Consider the following 14865-nt stretch of genomic DNA (forward strand, 5'->3'; position numbering starts at 1 on the left):
CGCGGCTGGAAAGCGCTGCAACACGTCACCGCCAGCCCGACGACCATCGGAGAGATCGCCCGCAGTGCCCTCGTGCTCACCACATTGCTATACGACCGTCAGCCCCAACCTTGCTGAGATCACCTCAATGAACGTCCTCGGCGAAAGTTCGACTGACGGCTGTCCACTGTCGATTCAGCCGCTCGGGCTGATGGCCCAGCTGTCGATGGTGCAGCTGACGAGGCGTACCATTTCCCCGGCTCAAGCTAAAACCAACGAATTCGCTGGGAGTGACCGCCATGGCCCGGAAAGTGATCACCGTTCTGACCGACGACCTCGACGGCGGAGCGGCGGACCGGACCGTCGAATTCAGCCTGGACGGTGTCGCCTACGCCATCGACCTGTCCGACCACAACGCCGGCGCCCTACGGAAGGCCCTCGACGTGTACATCACCGCGGGCCGGCGGATGGGGCGGGGAGGCATCGACTCGGGTCGGCCGGCGCGGCGGTCGACGCGTCCCGCCACCTCCAGCAGCAGTCGTGCTCGCACTCGCGCGATCCGCGAATGGGCCGCCGAGAACGGCTACCAGGTCTCCGAACGGGGTCGCATCCCGGCCTCGGTGGTAGAGGCCTACAACAACCGCTGACCGTACGGCAACTCACCGCGCTGCCGGCAGGCCTCGTTCGCATCGGGCTCCGACACTCGATCAGGCGGCGGGGTGCCGCCTCAGACAGGCACTAACTAGGGTTCAACTCGGGCCGGAGTTGTACTCGATGTACATGATCGAGGCCGAGCCCGGTGGTCACCGGGGCCGAATGAAGGAGGGCGCCATGACCTGCGGTGATGTGGGCGAGCGAGTCGGCGTGACCTCCCAGCGAACCGAAGTAACGTCCTCCGCTGCTCGCCACCTGGCCGGCGCAGCCTGTCGAATCGCTGCGGGACTTGTTCGAGTTGTGGCGGTGGGGCCGGCTGCCGGCCGGCCCCACCATCGTGTCAGCCGTCCGATCGGGCGGCTGCCGAGATGATCGCGACTCGATCGGTGCGGGTGAGGATGCCGGCGTCCACCAGCGCCCGGGTGACTGCGGTGACGTGCTCCATCAGCGCCTCGTGCGTGGCGTGGTCCTGCTCGCGGATCAGATCGTTGACGGTGCAGCCGTCCGGCCGGTAACGATTGGCCACCCCGCTGTCGACGCCGTCCACGATGACCGTCACCCGTAGGTCGGAGCCGGGGCAGGCGTCGGCCGGCGGGGCGTAGCGCAGCAGGCGGGCGCCGTACTGGACGGCGTTGTTGTTACCCTTCACCCCGCTCCGGAACCAGAGGTCGCCCTGCCGGTCCTGGGTGAGACGGTAGGTGCCGGCGTCGCGCAGGACGGTCACCGCGTACGAGAGCGGGTCCACGCGCAGCAGGTACCCGTCGAGCGAGACGTAGACGTGCTCGTCGGGGTTGACGAACAGGTCGTCCTGCACACCTCCGTACCGTCCGGGAAGGGTCACCCGCCGGACCAGCGCGCCGCTGATCGGATCCACCACGAACAGGGTGTTGTCGGCCAGGCCCCACAGCCGGCCGTCCGGGCCGGCGGCCAGCGAGGTAACCGAGCTGGCTCCGGGCACGGGTACACCGCGGTCGGTCACCGCACCGGTGTCGAGGTCCACCGTGAAGAGGCGGGCCTCGGTCGCCCTGGGTGTCGTGCCGCCACCGCCGTTGATGCTGCTGCCGCCCCACAGCGTGTCACCGACCACGGCCAGCGAGATCACCCCCTGGTCGGGGATGATGTCGCGCTGGACCGTGTGCTGCCCCGTGGTGTAGTCGTAGCGGGTCAGCGCCCCGCCGAACATCCCGTAGTCCGGGGTGCTGCCGATGTACATCGCCGTGCCGGCGTCGGCGAAGGCAACCGGGCGGTTCTGCCCGTGGTCCGCCTGGAGCCGGAACAGCTCCCGCGGGTTGGTCCCCGCTCGGAACGGTTTGTTCGGGTCGTAGGCGTGCACCGAGGCGTTCGGGTAGACGCCCTGGTACATGATGCCGTCGTGCCAGCCGAAGCCGTCGGCCTGGCCGATCCGGCCGAGGTTGGTCGCCGTGCCGGTCGCCGGGTCGAGCGCGCTCAGGTTCCCGTTGATATAGAGGTTGGTGTAGACGCGCCCGTCCGGTGCGGTGGTGATGTTGTTGATGTCGATCGGCTGGTGGGGGAACGGCAGCTTGAACCGCTCGTTGGCACCGGTCGTCGGGTCATACCAGAGCGCGTCGCCGAAGTAGTTGCCGATCAGAGCGTGCAGCCGGCCGTCCAGAAAGCCGAACCCGACGCCGGGCCCGCCGCTGCGCACCTCGGCCCCGCCGGCGTCGCGTACCGGCCCGAGGGTGTCGGTGGCCACGTCGTAGTGCCACAGGGAGGTGCCCGAGGTGAAGTACACGGTGCGGCCGTCGGGGGCGAGCCCCGAGGTGCCCCGCGAGCTGATCGTGAAGTTGTCCGCCAGCACCGCGCCGGTGTCCGGGTCGAGCACGAGCGCCTGCAGCTTGCTGCGTTTCACGAACAACCGGCCGCCAACCAGGTTGATGTCGTACGGGTGGTTGACATCCCCTTGCAGCTCGGCGGGCCAGATGTCGCGCTTCTCCCCGGTGCGCAGGTCGAGCCGGATCAGGTGCCCGCCGGTGCCGACGGCGGCCCAGAGCACCTCGCGATCGGAATCTACCGCCACGTCGATGGCGTAGTGCTGGCCCGGATACATCGAGCCGTAGTCGCGGAATCCCTCGGTCGGCGAGTACGAGAAGACGTGCGAGCCCGGGTAGGTGCCACCGTAGATCCGGCCGTCACGGCCGGGACGGAAGCCGTACAGGACGGTCTGGCCGGCAACCGGGGCGCCGAGGTCGGTCACCGCGCTGGTGGCCGGGTCGATCCGGTAGACGTGGGCGTTGGGGTAGCTGCCGGCGTAGACCGTGCCGTCGTCGGATTGGGTGATGCCCCACCCGCCGGACGAGTCGGGCAGTTCGAACGTGGCGCGGTGCGTCCGGTCGACCGGGTCCACCATGGCCACCACGCCGGGCGTGCCCATCTGCACCCCGTACCACGCCGGCTGCCCGGCTGCGTCGGTGCCGAGGTGGCCCTCGAAGACGGTCAGCGCGGTGGACTGGACCCCGAAGTCGGTGACGGTGCCGACGGGCGGTGCGGGTTCGGCCGCCGCGGCGGGCACTGCGACGGCGCCCACCGGCAGGAGCAGCGCCACGGACGAGGTGGCGGCGAGAAGGAAACGACGCATGACTGTCACCTCCGGCCAGAAATGTCGATCTTGATGAGGTTGCGGCCGCGTAGCGTGTAGAGCGCGCACCCGCACGGGTCGGCGGCGAGCTTCGCGCCGTCGAACCATTCGCCGGCCAGTCCGTCCGCGACGGTGGTCACGGTGAACTTCACCAGGTCCACCTTGTAGAGCCGGTTGCCGTCGGTGCCGTAGGCGACCCGGTCCCGGACCACGAGGTCACCGCCGGCGGAGCCGACGCTCACCGTGCGGGTCACCGTGCGCCGGACCGGGTCGACCTCGAAGAAGACCCCCGTGTCGGTCACCCCGTAGATCCGCGACGCGGTGTGCCCGAGGTCGGCGATGAAGGCCGCGCCGGGGACCGGCTCGATCTGCCAGGTGACGGCACGGTCATCCAGGTCGAAGGCCGCGAGCCGGGCGGTGGTGGTGACCGGCGGCAGGCCGAACCCCTCCTGGATGTTGGTGCCCAGGTACGCCGTACCGCGCTGGGTGGTCACCGAGTAGACGCTCTGCCGTTCGACCACCGGCCGGCGTACGTCGAGCGTGCCGGCGGCCACGTCGTAGAGCGCCAGGGCGCCGTCGGTCTGCCCGGGCTCCGGCTGGGTCGGCATGACGATCAGGCCGCTGCGCTCGTCGTACACCATGTCCCGCGGCCGGTCCTGCCGGTTGCCGACGCGGGCCAGCAGGTCGGCGTCGGCCTCGCCCGGCGTGTGCCGGTAGAGCAGCGCCTGCGTGTAGACGCCCATATATATCTGGCCGTTCACGGCGGACATCGCCTTCGGTTGGCCCGGCAGGCCCAGCCGGGTCTGTTCATCGGCGGCCAGGTCGTGGATCTGCACGCCGCCCTTGCCGGAGACGTAGACCCGCCGGCCGTCGGAGAGCATCACCATCGGCTGCTCGGCCGAGGCCCGGAAGCCGCGCTGTACGAGGTTGCGGTGGTCGAGCGAGCCGGTGGCGGGGTCGTAGACGAAGACCGCGCCGTCCTGGATGCCGTAGAGCTTTCCGGCGTGGGTCAGCAGTCGAGGCGTGCCCGCTTCGGGGTAGGGGACGCCCACTGTCTCGACCTGGCCTGTGGCGAGGTGGTAGCGGTAGAGCGCGCCGGACGGCCGGCCGGTGAAGTAGACGTAGTCGCCGAGGAACTCGGTCGACACGATGTACTTCTCGCCTGGGGCGGTGGCCTTAACGATCCGGTAGTCCGCCGGGTTCCCCTTGTTGAGCACGAGCAGTTCGCCGACGGACGAGATGCCCATGGCGAGGTGGGTGTCGCTCATCGACATGCTGGCGACGAAGTCGCGGCTGGTCAGCTCGGCGGGCAGGATCTCCCGCTTGGCGCCGGTGGCGCGGTCGATGGCGACCAGGCGGGCATGGGCGCCGACGCCGGCGTAGACGGTGGTGGCGTCGGCGGCGATGCTGCGCACGTATTGCTCGCCGGGGCTGGCGACGCCGAAGTCGCGGGTGCCACCGCTGGCCGGGTCGTACTCGACGACCCGCCCGGTCGGGGAGAAGCCCAGGTAGATCTTGCCGTCCGGGGACGCGGTCACGTTCCAGATGAAGTCGTCGGCGAACGACGCGACCTTGGTGACCGCGCCGCTGAGGGTGTCGACGCGGTAGAGGTCGGACGGGACGTGGGTGCCGACGTACAGGTCGGTGCCGACCTTGGTCATTGCCCACGCGCCGATCCCGGTCGGGATGTCGTGGTGGGCGGTCACGGTGTCGGTGACGGTGTCGTACGCGCCGACGGTGTTCGGCGCCAGGCCCCGCGTCACCGCGTAGAGCGTGTCGCCAACGAACTCGGCGTTGCCGAGGGCATTGGTGACGCTGGCCGGACCGTAGTCGGTGATGGTGCCCTCGGCTGGCGTGTCCGCCTGGCTCGGTGCGGTGCTCAGCGTCACCGCGAGGCCGGCGGCGGCGAGGACGGCGATCGTTCGGGAGAAGGAACGGGGGATGACCATGCATTGACCTCCTGAGATCAGCGCTTGGCGTCAATGTATAGCGGACCAGACCGAAATCACAGGATCAAATGTGGTCGGTCATGACGCAGACGCGCCATCCGAACTGGTTTCGATGCTCGCTCAGCTTGTCGCGATGCATGGGTCAACCGTGGACACTCGGCACGACCCGTTGACGTGAATCAATAGTGGAACTACGGTCTGGCCCGTAACCCGATGACACGAGAGGTGAGCGTATGGCTCCACGCAGAGTTGCCGCGGCATTGCTCGCATCCCTGGCCGTCGCCACCGGGGCGACCGCCTGCGGGTCGGGGGGCGGCGGTTCCGACTCGACCGTCACGATGTGGATCTACCCGATCATCGCCGACGAGGCGAAGCATCGGGCCTTCTGGGACGACACGATCAAGACATTCGAGGCCGCCAACTCCGGCACCAAGGTCAAGGTCAACATCTACCCCTGGGCCAACCGGGAGCAGCAGCTCACCGCAGCCATCGCTGCCGGCAAGGGGCCAGACGCCGTCTACATGATCCCGGACCAGTTGCCGAAGTTCTACGCGCAGAACGCGCTCGAGCCGCTCGACAAGCACCTGCCGGCGGACGCGAAGGCCGACTACCGGGAGAACGTGACCCGATCGGTCACGGTCGACGGGAAGATCGTCGGAGCGCCCATCCTGATGAGCGTCGTCGCCACGCTCTGCGACAAGCGGGTGTTCGAGGCCGCCGGCGTGACGGACTACCCGAAGACCTGGGACGACCTGCTCGCGCTCGGCCCGACCTTCAAGGCCAAGGGCTTCGACGTCACCGCGATCCCCTACGCCGACGGCATCAACCAGGTCGTCTACCCCTTGCTGTGGCAGGCAGGCGGCAAGACCTTCTCCGCTGACGGAAAGAAGGTCGTGTTCGACGACCCGGCGGGTGTCGAAGCGGTCACCTTCATGCGCAAGCTCGTCGAGGCCGAGTACGTGGAGAAGGCGCTGATCACCCAGCAGCTCGCCATCGAGCAGACCAGGATGGCGCAGGGCAAGGTCGCCTGCACCTACTCGCACGCCCCGTCGACCATGATCGACCTGTGGGGCAAGGAAAACGTGGTGACGCAGCCCCCGCTGCAGAACAAGACGCAGGACACCTACGGCACGGTCGGCTCGTTCTCGATGCTCAAGGGATCGAAGAACAAGGACGCCACCGCGAAGTGGATCAACTACATCACCAGCGCCGAGGTGATGGGCGCCTACGACAAGGCCTCCGGCTACTTCGCCCCGCGCAAGTCCGTGCCGGCGCTCTACGCCGACGACCCGGTGCTCGGCCCGGCCGAGCAGTTGCTGAACTTCGCCTCCCCAGGCGAACTCCACGTGAAGGCGCGTGACGTCCAGGGCGTGCTGAGGTCGGAGGTGCAGGCCGCGCTGATCGGCCAGAAGAGCCCCGAAGAGGCCCTGAAGGAAGCGGCCAAGCAGGCCAACCAGCTGCTCGGCTCATAGCACGGCAATCGGAAGGAGCAATTCGTGGCAACGCTCGAGATCGCCGGCCCGGACCCGGGACGGGCACGGCGGGCACGTCGACGCAAGGACGCCCTGATCGGGCTCGCCTTCGTCCTGCCCTGCCTGCTGCTCTTCCTGGCCTTCCGGTTCGGGCCGGCGATCGCGGGCATCCTGCTCAGCTTCTTCGACTACACGATCGGCGGCGGGGCCACCTGGCGAGGGCTCGACCACTACGAACGCCTCGTCGACGATCCGGCCTTCTGGGCGGCGCTGCGGGTCACCATCGTCTACACGTTGATCAGTGTGCCGCTGTCGATGGTGGCCGCGACCGGGATGGCGCTGCTGACCCGGCGGGCGTTCCGCGGCGTGCGGTTCTTCCGCTCGGTCTTCTTCCTGCCGTCCGTGACCAGCATCGTGCTCGCCGGCGTCGTGTTCGGCTGGATCTTCTCCCCGCAGGGCCCCTGGCCCATGCTCATGGGCTGGCTCGGCCTGCCGCGAGACTGGCTGGGCAGCACCGCGCTCGTCCTGCCAGCCGTCGCCGTGCTCGCCGTCTGGGGGCGCTACGGCTTCGACATGCTCATCATCCTCGCCCGGATGCACGACGTGCCGAAGGAGACCGAGGAGGCGGCAGTCGTGGACGGTGCGGGACCGTGGCAGCGGTTCTGGCGGGTGACGTTGCCGCAACTGCGGCCGGCCCTGTTCTTCGTCGCCGTCCTCGACACGATCAATTCGTTCCAGGTGTTCGACTCGGTGTATGTGCTCACCGGCGGCGGGCCGGGCCGCGGTTCCTACTCGCTGGTCTACATGCTCTACGACCAGGGCTTCACCTACTTCGACCTCGGCTACGCCAGCGCGGTCGGGGTGGCTCTGTTCGTGCTCACGCTGGTCATCGCACTGGTCCAGCGCCTCATCTTCGGGGGGAAGAACACGTGACTGTCGATACCCGCCCGCACGCCCGGACCACCGCCGCGGCGGCCCGGCCGCCAGCCGTACGGCGCCGCCTGCCCCTGGCGTCCCGGCTGGGTCGCGGTGCCACCGCGCTGCTGCTCGTGCTGGCCACGTTCGTGACGCTGTTTCCCTTCTACGCGATGGTCGTGCTGTCCCTCAAGCCGCAGGGATTCGTCGAGATCCCGCGCAGTCTCGTCCCGTGGCCCTTGACCGCCGAGCAGTACGAGCGAATCTTCGCCGCCGACGGACTGACCCGCTGGGCACTCAACACGACCGTCTACTCGGTCGTCGGGGTCGTCTTCGTGCTCCTGCTGTCCTCGCTGGCCGGATACGGCTTCGCCAAGAAGCGTTTCCCCGGCCGGGAGGTGATGTTCTGGTCGTTCCTGGCGATGCTGATGGTGCCCTACCAGATCACCCTCATCCCGCTGTTCATCCTCATCGCCAAGGCGGGCGGCGTGGACACCTACTGGGGGATGGTGGTCCCGACGCTCGCCAACGCGACCGGGGTGTTCCTCCTGCGCCAGTTCATCAGCACCATCCCCGACGAACTCATCGAGGCCGCCCGCCTGGACGGCTGCTCGGACTGGTGGATCTACTGGCGGATCGTGCTCCCATTGTGCAAGCCGATCCTGGCCACCCTCGGCATCTTCGTCTTCCTCTGGCACTGGAACGACTTCCTGTGGCCGCTGCTGGTCGGACAGGACACCAGCATGCAGACGCTGACCGTCGGGGTCGCCGGGCTGCACAAGCAAAACGTGCCGCTCAACGCCGTGATGGCCGGCGCGGTGGTTGCCTCGGTGCCACTGACCGTCGCCTACCTCTTCGGTCAGCGCTATCTCACCGAGGGTGTCATGTCCTCGGGCATCAAGGGTTGAGCCACCGCTCGAGAAAGGCGTACGCGGCCAGCCGGGCGGATGCCGGGAAGTCGTGCCCGCCGTCGCCGGCCAGGAACTCGCCCCGCCGCGGGTGACCGAGGGCGTGGTACAGCCTGCTGAGCTGTGCCGTCCCGGCTGCGATGGCCGCCCAGTTCGGAAAGATCTCGTCCTGCCGCGCCGACCAGCTGAACATCGGGCGCGGCGCGACGAGCGCCGCGATCTCGTGCCACTCGAACGGCACCGTGCCGGCCGTCAGGTCCGCGGTGAGCGGTGGCAGATGGGAGAACCAGTCCCGCTCGCCCCACCGGCCCGGGTCTGGGTCGTCGGCGAACACGCTGAACCCGCAACTCACGGCGACGGCTCGGATCCGTGGGTCGAGCCCGGCCAGGAAGATCGCGTTGTATCCGCCCAGCGAGTGACCAATCGCGCCGATGCGGTCCGGGTCGACCACGTCGAGAGTGCGCAGCAGTTCGACCGCCTGCACGTGGTCGACGAGCATGCGGCCGACTGCGGTCCAGCCCGGATTGCGCGCGTAGAAGCCGGCGGTGTGGAACGGCTGCTCGCCGTCGCGGATCCGGTCACCCGCGGTGATGGCGTCGGCGGCGAGCACAACGAAGCCACGTTGGACGAGTTCCAGTCCGTACCGCCGGTTGGGCCGACCGGCGGCGGTCGCGACGTCCACCTTGCCGGTGTCGACCGTCGGGTGCAGGGCGAGCACCGCGGGCGCCGGGCGGTCGGCCGCCGCATGGTGCGGCACCAGCAGGATGGCCGGCACCTGCTCGCCCCCGGGTGCGTCGTAGACCAGGTGCCGCCGGACGTGGTCCGCCTCGTGGTGCTCGGCGACGACCGTCTGGCGCACCGCGACGGGCCCGGGCAACGGGCCGAGGCAGCGCCGCCACACCCGCTCGATCGCCGCGCGGGCGCCGGCCCACTGTTCCTCACCCCCGCCGTCCGGCAGGAGCGGCGGCACGGTCTCGGCGCGCAGGTCCGCGAGACGGTACGCCATGAGGAGCCTCCCAATCGGATTCGGGGGACGCTCAGCCGAGCCGTTCGAGCATCAGGCGGTACGACTGGCGCGGCCGGCCCGGGCCGGTGGTCCGCGCCGGGGGCATCTGCCACGCCAGGCCGAGCTCGGACAGGGTGTTCAGCAGCCGGCGGGCTGCCCGCGGGGTGATCTGGAGAAGGTCCGCGACGGTGGAGGCGTCCACGACCACCGGCCCCGACTGCGGCAGTCGCGCGGCGGACCGCATCGCGGTGACCAGCCGGCGCAGGGTCGCGACGGCCTTGGTCCGCGCTTCCTTCTGCGCCGCCATCCGCACCCGAGGTCGCGACGGCAGCAGCAGGACGTGCCCATCGTGCCCGACTAGGTAGCTGTCGTGCTCGCCGTCGGTGCGGGACCGGCCCAGGGCCGTCCGCGCGTTGGCCTCGGCCTCCCGCGCGGTCGCCCCCAGCCCGATGCCCAGCTCGATGTCGATCCCGAGCTCGGCTCGGACCCGCTCGACGAACGGCGGGACCGCGAAGTCGTCGGTCGCCGCGACGAGGGAGCCGAGTGTGGCGACCACGTAGTAGCTGCGCTCGTCCCGCGGCAGCACCGTCGCGCCCATCCCGCGCGCCTCGTCGAGCAGCAGGCCCTGCAGGGCCAGCCGGAGCGCGCCGAAGTCACCACCCGTCACCGGCGCCTCGACGATGCCGACGGCGATCTGTGACTCCTCCAGCCGGCTGCCGAGCCCGAGCAGCAGCGCCGTCCGCAGTGCGACGCGCACGGTCGCCTTGGTGGGCCGGACGAGCAGCACGGGCACCTCGGCCGCGGCGAGCCGCTGCGCCACCGAACGCACACTGGTCAGGGCGAGGGTGGTGGTGCCGGAGCGGTGGAGCTCCGCGTGGAACGACTCGAACGCGCTGGGCGAGGAGGGATCGGAGTACTCCAGGACGGAGACGTCGTCGGCGGGGACCCCGATCTCGCTGTAGGCCTCGTCGACCTCCCGCCGCGGCACCGAGTCGATGCTGACCCGGCGCAGGTCGTACCCGCCGTCGAGGACAGCACGCAGCAGCGTGCCGTACAGCGCGGATCCGGAGAGTGGAACGAAGGTGGCTGGCACGCTGAGGGCACCCGCCTCCCGCGCCAGGTCGTATGGCAGGGGGCCGGCGAAGAGGCACACGTCGAGCTCGGGCTGGACCCGGGCCAGTTCCCGGGCGATGTCTGCCTCGTGTTCGTAGGCCACGGCGACGAGCCGGAAGTCGACGGGCCCGTCGGCGAAGTCCGCACCGAGGTGCATGGTGGTGGCCACCACGTCGGCGGTGCCGACGACGCCGACGGTCAGCTTGTAGCCGAGCCCCTCCGAACTCGCCTCCCGCACCGTCACACTCCTATCTCAGCACCTGGGTGCAGACTACCCACGCGCAGCCGGTGGTGGACGCGCACGAAGGCCTCCGCGATCGCGTCCACGTCGCCGTCGGTGTACGCCTCGTTCCAGTGCAACACCAGCAGGGTCCGGCCGATCAGCCGCTCTGCGCGCGGGCACAGACCGGGTCCGTAGCGGAACTCGACGCGGGCCGGCGGGCTGGTGAACGGGAAGCCGGATCCACCGTACAGGCGCCGCTGCGCGATGGCCGGATACCCGTACACCGGCTGGTCGAGGTAGCCGGCGGACACCGGGACGCCCTCGGCGGCGAGCGCCTTGGCGTACGCCTGGTTGTCCGCCCCCGCCGCGTCCACGTCCAGCACGACGGGCAACAGCCACACGGCGTGCCGGTCGAGGTCGGCCGGCACGCGGATCCCGGCCAGCGGGCGCAACGCCTCGGCGAGGCGTCGGGCGCTGTGCCGCCGGCGCTCTACCACGGAGGGCAGCTTGACGAGCTGGACACGGGCGACCGCCGCCTGCAGTTCGGTCATCCGGTAGTTCATCCCGAACGACAGATGGGTGCGCTCGCCGGTGGCCCGGGGCCAGCCCTTGTCCGCGAACAGCCGCATCGCGGCGGCGAACTGCGGGTCGGCGCTGACCGCGAGGCCACCGTCGCCGCAGGTGATGTGCTTGTACTGCTGCAACGAGAAGCAGCTGGCGTGCCCCACGGTGCCGGCGAGGCGGCCGTCGGGCAGCGCCGTGAGGTACGCCTGCGCGCAGTCCTCGATCAGGGCGACGCCGTACTGGTCGGCGATCTCGCGCAGCGTGTCGACCGGTGCGGCTGCGCCGAACAGGTGCACGGCGACGATCGCCCGGGTCCGGCCGGAGATCAGGGACTCGACGCTGACCGGGTCGAGCACGCCGGTTTCCGGGTCGACATCGGCGAAGACCGGTACCGCGTTCTGCGCCAGGATCGGGATGACGGTGCCGAAGTCGGTCAGCGGGGTGGTGATGATCTCGTCCCCGGGCGCCGGGTCGACCGCGCCGACGGCCAGGTGCAGGGCGGCGGTCCCGGAGGAGCAGGCCACCGCGTGGTCGACGCCGAGCAGCGTGGCGAACTCGTGCTCCAGAGCGGGGGTCTGGGTGCCGCCGACGGTGAAGTTGAGTTTTCCGGAGGCGATGACCTCGGCCAGCGCCGCTGTCTCCGCGTCGCCCAAGCTGCGTCCGGCCGGCTCCGCGGCGCTCGGATAGTGCCTCACGACCGCACCGCCTCTCCGCCGGTGGCGGCGGCCACCTCGGCCGGCCTGGTCGCGGCCCCGCCGGCTCCGGTCGCCGGCCTGGCCTCGAACACCACTCGGTTGCGCAGCACGCCGAGGTCCCCGACCCGCACCTCGACGGTCGACCCGTCCGCCACCGGCCCGATGCCCTCCGGCGTGCCGGTGGCGATCACGTCGCCCGGTTCCAGCGTCATCACCGCGCTGAGCCGGATCAGCAGCTCACCGACCCCGAAGATCATCTGGTCCGTGCGGCCCCGCTGGCGCGGCTCGCCGTCGACCCGCACCTCCAGGTCGAGGGCCTGCGGATCGGGGACCTCGTCGGTGGTCACCAGCCACGGGCCCAGCGGCCCGTAGCCGTCGATGCTCTTGGACAGGTCCCACGGGTGCCGCGCCTCGATGTCCTCCAGTTGCAGGTCGCGGGCGGTCAGGTCGTTGCAGATCGTGTAGCCGGCGGTCGCGTCGCGCCAGGTGGAGGCGGTGAGGTGCCGCGACCTGCGCCCGATCACCACCGCCAGCTCACCTTCATGATCGATGCGCCGGGTCAGCGGCGGCACGGTCACGTCGCAGCCGTGGCCGACGAGGGTGTTTGGGCCCTTCAGGAAGATGACCGGCCGGGCCGGTGGGGTGAACCCGCCCTCCTGGGCGTGTGCCCGATAGTTCAACGCCAGGCAGATCATCTTGGGCACCGGCCAGACGGGAGGCCCGAGCGGCGTCTGGCTCAGCCGCCGCACGACGTCACCGTCGGGTCCGGCCGCCGCCCGGGCCTCGGCGGCGGCCTGCCAGCGCCGCCGCTGCGCGTCGGGCAGCATCGCCACCGCCACCGGGTCGGCGTGTAGTCCAAGCGCGTCGGCGCGCACCACCAGGTCGCCGACGCCGATGCCGACCCGGAGTCCATCCGGGGTGGGTAGTCCGGCGATTCTCATCGTTCATCCTTCGCGGTAGCAGATGCGGTCAGGGTCGCGGTGGGAGCAGCGCCGCGAAGGCGCCGCCGAGCACGGTTACCCGGTCGGCCAGGGGCAGGTCGGCGAAGAGCACCCGGCCGATCGAGTACCGCAGGTCGATGAACGGGAAGTCGGAGCCGTAGATGACCCGGTGCGCGCCCAGTTCGCCGACGAGCCGCGCCAGCGACCGACCGGTGAAGAAGGAGCCGCAGATCTCCGGGTAGAGGTTCGGGTGCCGGCGGGCCAGCTCGATGACCGTGTCGAAGCCGGCCGGCAGGGCACCGGCGTGCCCGAGCAGGATCGTCACGTCGGGATGGCGTTCGGCGACGGCGGCGAGCAGGGCCGGATCGTCGTACGGCGAGCCGGTCCAGGTGTGGCTGAGCACCGGGCGCCCGGTGCGCGCGGCGAACTCCCACGCCGGCCGGTACGCCGGTCCGGTCACCGGGTACTCGTGCAGGCTCGGGTGCAGCTTGATCCCGACGAACGCCGGGTCGTCGGCCCACCGGGCCACCTCGACCTCCGGATCCTGGTGCGGATTCACCGTCAGGTAGCCGCCGAGCCGGTCCGGATGGGCGCGGACGGCGGCGGCGGTGGCGGCGTTACCGTCGGCGGTGTCCAGCTCGATGGCCAGGCACGAGGACAGCACGGCGTAGCTGACCCCGCACCGGTCCATCAGCCGCACCATCGTTTCCGCCGACGGGTCTGGGATGAAGAACCGGCTGTACGGGCCGAGGTGGGCGTGGGCGTCGATCACGCCGGTTCCGGTCAGCGGTGCCCGGTTGCGGACGGCCTCGGTGAGCGGATCGGCGGTCACCACAGCTCCCCTCCGATGAGCCGGCGCAGGTTGCCGGCACCGATCGCGGCGACCTCCGCGTCGCCGAGTTCGGACCAGAGCAGCCGGGTCACCGCGTCGGCCGGGTCCCGGGCCGGCAGGCCCGTGCCGAACAGCAACCGGCCCGTCCCGAACCGCTCCACCAGCCACTCGAGTGCGAGATGGGTGCCGAGATAGGACAGGTCGACGTGCACGTTGGGGGTACGGACGAGGACGCCGGCGAGTCGGCGCAGCGCCCGGTAGCCGATCTGGCACACCACCACCTGCAGGGCGGGTCGGGCCGCGGCAATCGCCTCGATCTCGGCCAGCGGTGCCTGGTCGGCGTCGACGAGCAGCGGAAGTCGCGCCGCCGCCAGCGCGTCCAGCAGCGGCGTGACGTCGGGCCCGGCGAGGTCGTAGCCGTGGTCGGCCGGGTAGAGACGTACGGCGGCGACGCCGTGACGGCGCACGACGGCCACGAACTGCGCCGGCGGCGGCACCTCCCCGCAGCCGTCCGGCAGGCCGACCCACGCGGGTCGTAGTCGCGGCTCGCCAGCGACCTCGGCCAGCAGCTGGGCGTTGCCGGTGACGGGGTCGTGGCGCCAGGCGGCGGTGTGAGCGACCACCGCCGCCTCGATACCAAAGCGGTCCATCACCTTGGTCAGCGCCGCGACCGTCCCCTCGCCGGCGGGGGCGGAGGGGAGCCGGCCGAGCATCGCGTTGCAGTCGAACAGGTTCACTGATGCGCCTTTTCCACGGCGCTCACCACGTCGGCGATCCGTTCGAGCGGGGCCAACAACAGTTCGTGCGGCAACCACACGGTCTCCCGGCAGGCCCGCTCGGTCTCCGGCAGATGCACCGTCGCGTACCGGTCGGCGAACAGCGGCTGCCGATAGAGCGGCACCGGATAGCCCGGCACCGCCGGGACGCCGAGGCCCCGCAGCGCCGTGACGAACTCGCCGACGGGCCCCCGGTCGTACCGGAACAGGTAGAGGTGGTGGGCGTGCACCGTGGCCCAGCC

Annotated in this window: 13 protein-coding genes; 4 read left to right on the top strand and 9 right to left on the bottom strand. The window is 70.5% G+C overall.

The features are described from left to right. Positions 1–278 precede the first annotated feature (278 nt). Positions 279–626 (top strand): histone-like nucleoid-structuring protein Lsr2, encoded by a 348-nt coding sequence (locus DLJ47_RS13195; protein ID WP_109900324.1) that lies wholly within the window; start codon positions 279–281, stop codon positions 624–626. Positions 627–973: 347 nt separating this feature from the next. Here the strand turns inward: DLJ47_RS13195 and DLJ47_RS13200 are convergent, their stop codons facing one another. Continuing rightward, positions 974–3229 carry a hypothetical protein gene (locus DLJ47_RS13200; RefSeq protein ID WP_109900316.1) on the bottom strand — a complete coding sequence of 752 codons (2256 nt, stop codon included), beginning with the start codon at positions 3227–3229 and terminating at the stop codon, positions 974–976. Between the two features lie 5 nt (positions 3230–3234). Beyond that, complete coding sequence (locus DLJ47_RS37635) at positions 3235–5178, bottom strand: hypothetical protein (protein ID WP_109900317.1); 1944 nt, start codon at positions 5176–5178, stop codon at positions 3235–3237. Positions 5179–5411: 233 nt separating this feature from the next. On the opposite strand from DLJ47_RS37635, the gene DLJ47_RS13210 reads away from it, so the two are divergent. The 3 genes from DLJ47_RS13210 to DLJ47_RS13220 are packed head-to-tail and all read left to right on the top strand — an operon-like array spanning position 5412 to position 8473. After that, on the top strand, positions 5412–6650 hold the full coding sequence (locus tag DLJ47_RS13210) for an ABC transporter substrate-binding protein (protein ID WP_109900318.1): 1239 nt from the start codon (positions 5412–5414) through the stop codon (positions 6648–6650). 24 nt (positions 6651–6674) lie between these two features. Then, a complete protein-coding gene (locus DLJ47_RS13215) occupies positions 6675–7583 on the top strand; it encodes a carbohydrate ABC transporter permease (RefSeq protein ID WP_109900319.1) in 909 nt (302 codons plus the stop codon). After that, positions 7580–8473 (top strand): carbohydrate ABC transporter permease, encoded by an 894-nt coding sequence (locus tag DLJ47_RS13220; RefSeq protein WP_199235818.1) that lies wholly within the window; start codon positions 7580–7582, stop codon positions 8471–8473. Before DLJ47_RS13215 ends, DLJ47_RS13220 begins: the two co-directional genes overlap by 4 nt. Here the strand turns inward: DLJ47_RS13220 and DLJ47_RS13225 are convergent. From DLJ47_RS13225 to DLJ47_RS13255, 7 genes are all read right to left on the bottom strand, one after another. Continuing rightward, complete coding sequence (locus tag DLJ47_RS13225; RefSeq protein WP_109900320.1) at positions 8463–9479, bottom strand: alpha/beta hydrolase family protein; 1017 nt, start codon at positions 9477–9479, stop codon at positions 8463–8465. The genes DLJ47_RS13220 and DLJ47_RS13225 overlap by 11 nt on opposite strands. A 31-nt stretch (positions 9480–9510) precedes the next feature. After that, positions 9511–10830, bottom strand: coding sequence for a transcriptional regulator (locus DLJ47_RS13230; protein ID WP_109900321.1), 1320 nt, complete (start codon positions 10828–10830; stop codon positions 9511–9513). Between the two features lie 2 nt (positions 10831–10832). Continuing rightward, on the bottom strand, positions 10833–12074 hold the full coding sequence (locus DLJ47_RS13235) for a DegT/DnrJ/EryC1/StrS family aminotransferase (protein WP_109900322.1): 1242 nt from the start codon (positions 12072–12074) through the stop codon (positions 10833–10835). Further along, on the bottom strand, positions 12071–13015 hold the full coding sequence (locus tag DLJ47_RS13240; protein ID WP_109900323.1) for a fumarylacetoacetate hydrolase family protein: 945 nt from the start codon (positions 13013–13015) through the stop codon (positions 12071–12073). Before DLJ47_RS13240 ends, DLJ47_RS13235 begins: the two co-directional genes overlap by 4 nt. Before the next feature lie 28 nt (positions 13016–13043). Continuing rightward, on the bottom strand, positions 13044–13847 hold the full coding sequence (locus DLJ47_RS13245) for an amidohydrolase family protein (protein WP_109900326.1): 804 nt from the start codon (positions 13845–13847) through the stop codon (positions 13044–13046). Continuing rightward, positions 13844–14584: an amidohydrolase family protein gene (locus DLJ47_RS13250; RefSeq protein WP_199235819.1), complete on the bottom strand. Its 741-nt coding sequence runs from the start codon at positions 14582–14584 to the stop codon at positions 13844–13846. The genes DLJ47_RS13245 and DLJ47_RS13250 overlap by 4 nt, the downstream gene beginning before the upstream one ends. Further along, positions 14581–14865, bottom strand: a 285-nt coding sequence (locus DLJ47_RS13255) for a DegT/DnrJ/EryC1/StrS family aminotransferase (protein WP_199235820.1), incomplete at its 5' end; no start/stop codon positions are given. The genes DLJ47_RS13250 and DLJ47_RS13255, both read right to left, overlap by 4 nt.

Source organism: Micromonospora sp. S4605 (assembly GCF_003176715.1).
In the GTDB taxonomy this organism is placed as follows: domain Bacteria; phylum Actinomycetota; class Actinomycetes; order Mycobacteriales; family Micromonosporaceae; genus Micromonospora; species Micromonospora echinaurantiaca.

Coding starts and splice junctions, on each gene's coding strand:
- DLJ47_RS13195 (WP_109900324.1), top strand. CDS start 279: ATGGCCCGGAAAGTGATCACCGTTCTGACCGACGACCTCGACGGCGGA.
- DLJ47_RS13200 (WP_109900316.1), bottom strand. CDS start 3,229: ATGCGTCGTTTCCTTCTCGCCGCCACCTCGTCCGTGGCGCTGCTCCTG.
- DLJ47_RS37635 (WP_109900317.1), bottom strand. CDS start 5,178: ATGGTCATCCCCCGTTCCTTCTCCCGAACGATCGCCGTCCTCGCCGCC.
- DLJ47_RS13210 (WP_109900318.1), top strand. CDS start 5,412: ATGGCTCCACGCAGAGTTGCCGCGGCATTGCTCGCATCCCTGGCCGTC.
- DLJ47_RS13225 (WP_109900320.1), bottom strand. CDS start 9,479: ATGGCGTACCGTCTCGCGGACCTGCGCGCCGAGACCGTGCCGCCGCTC.
- DLJ47_RS13240 (WP_109900323.1), bottom strand. CDS start 13,015: ATGAGAATCGCCGGACTACCCACCCCGGATGGACTCCGGGTCGGCATC.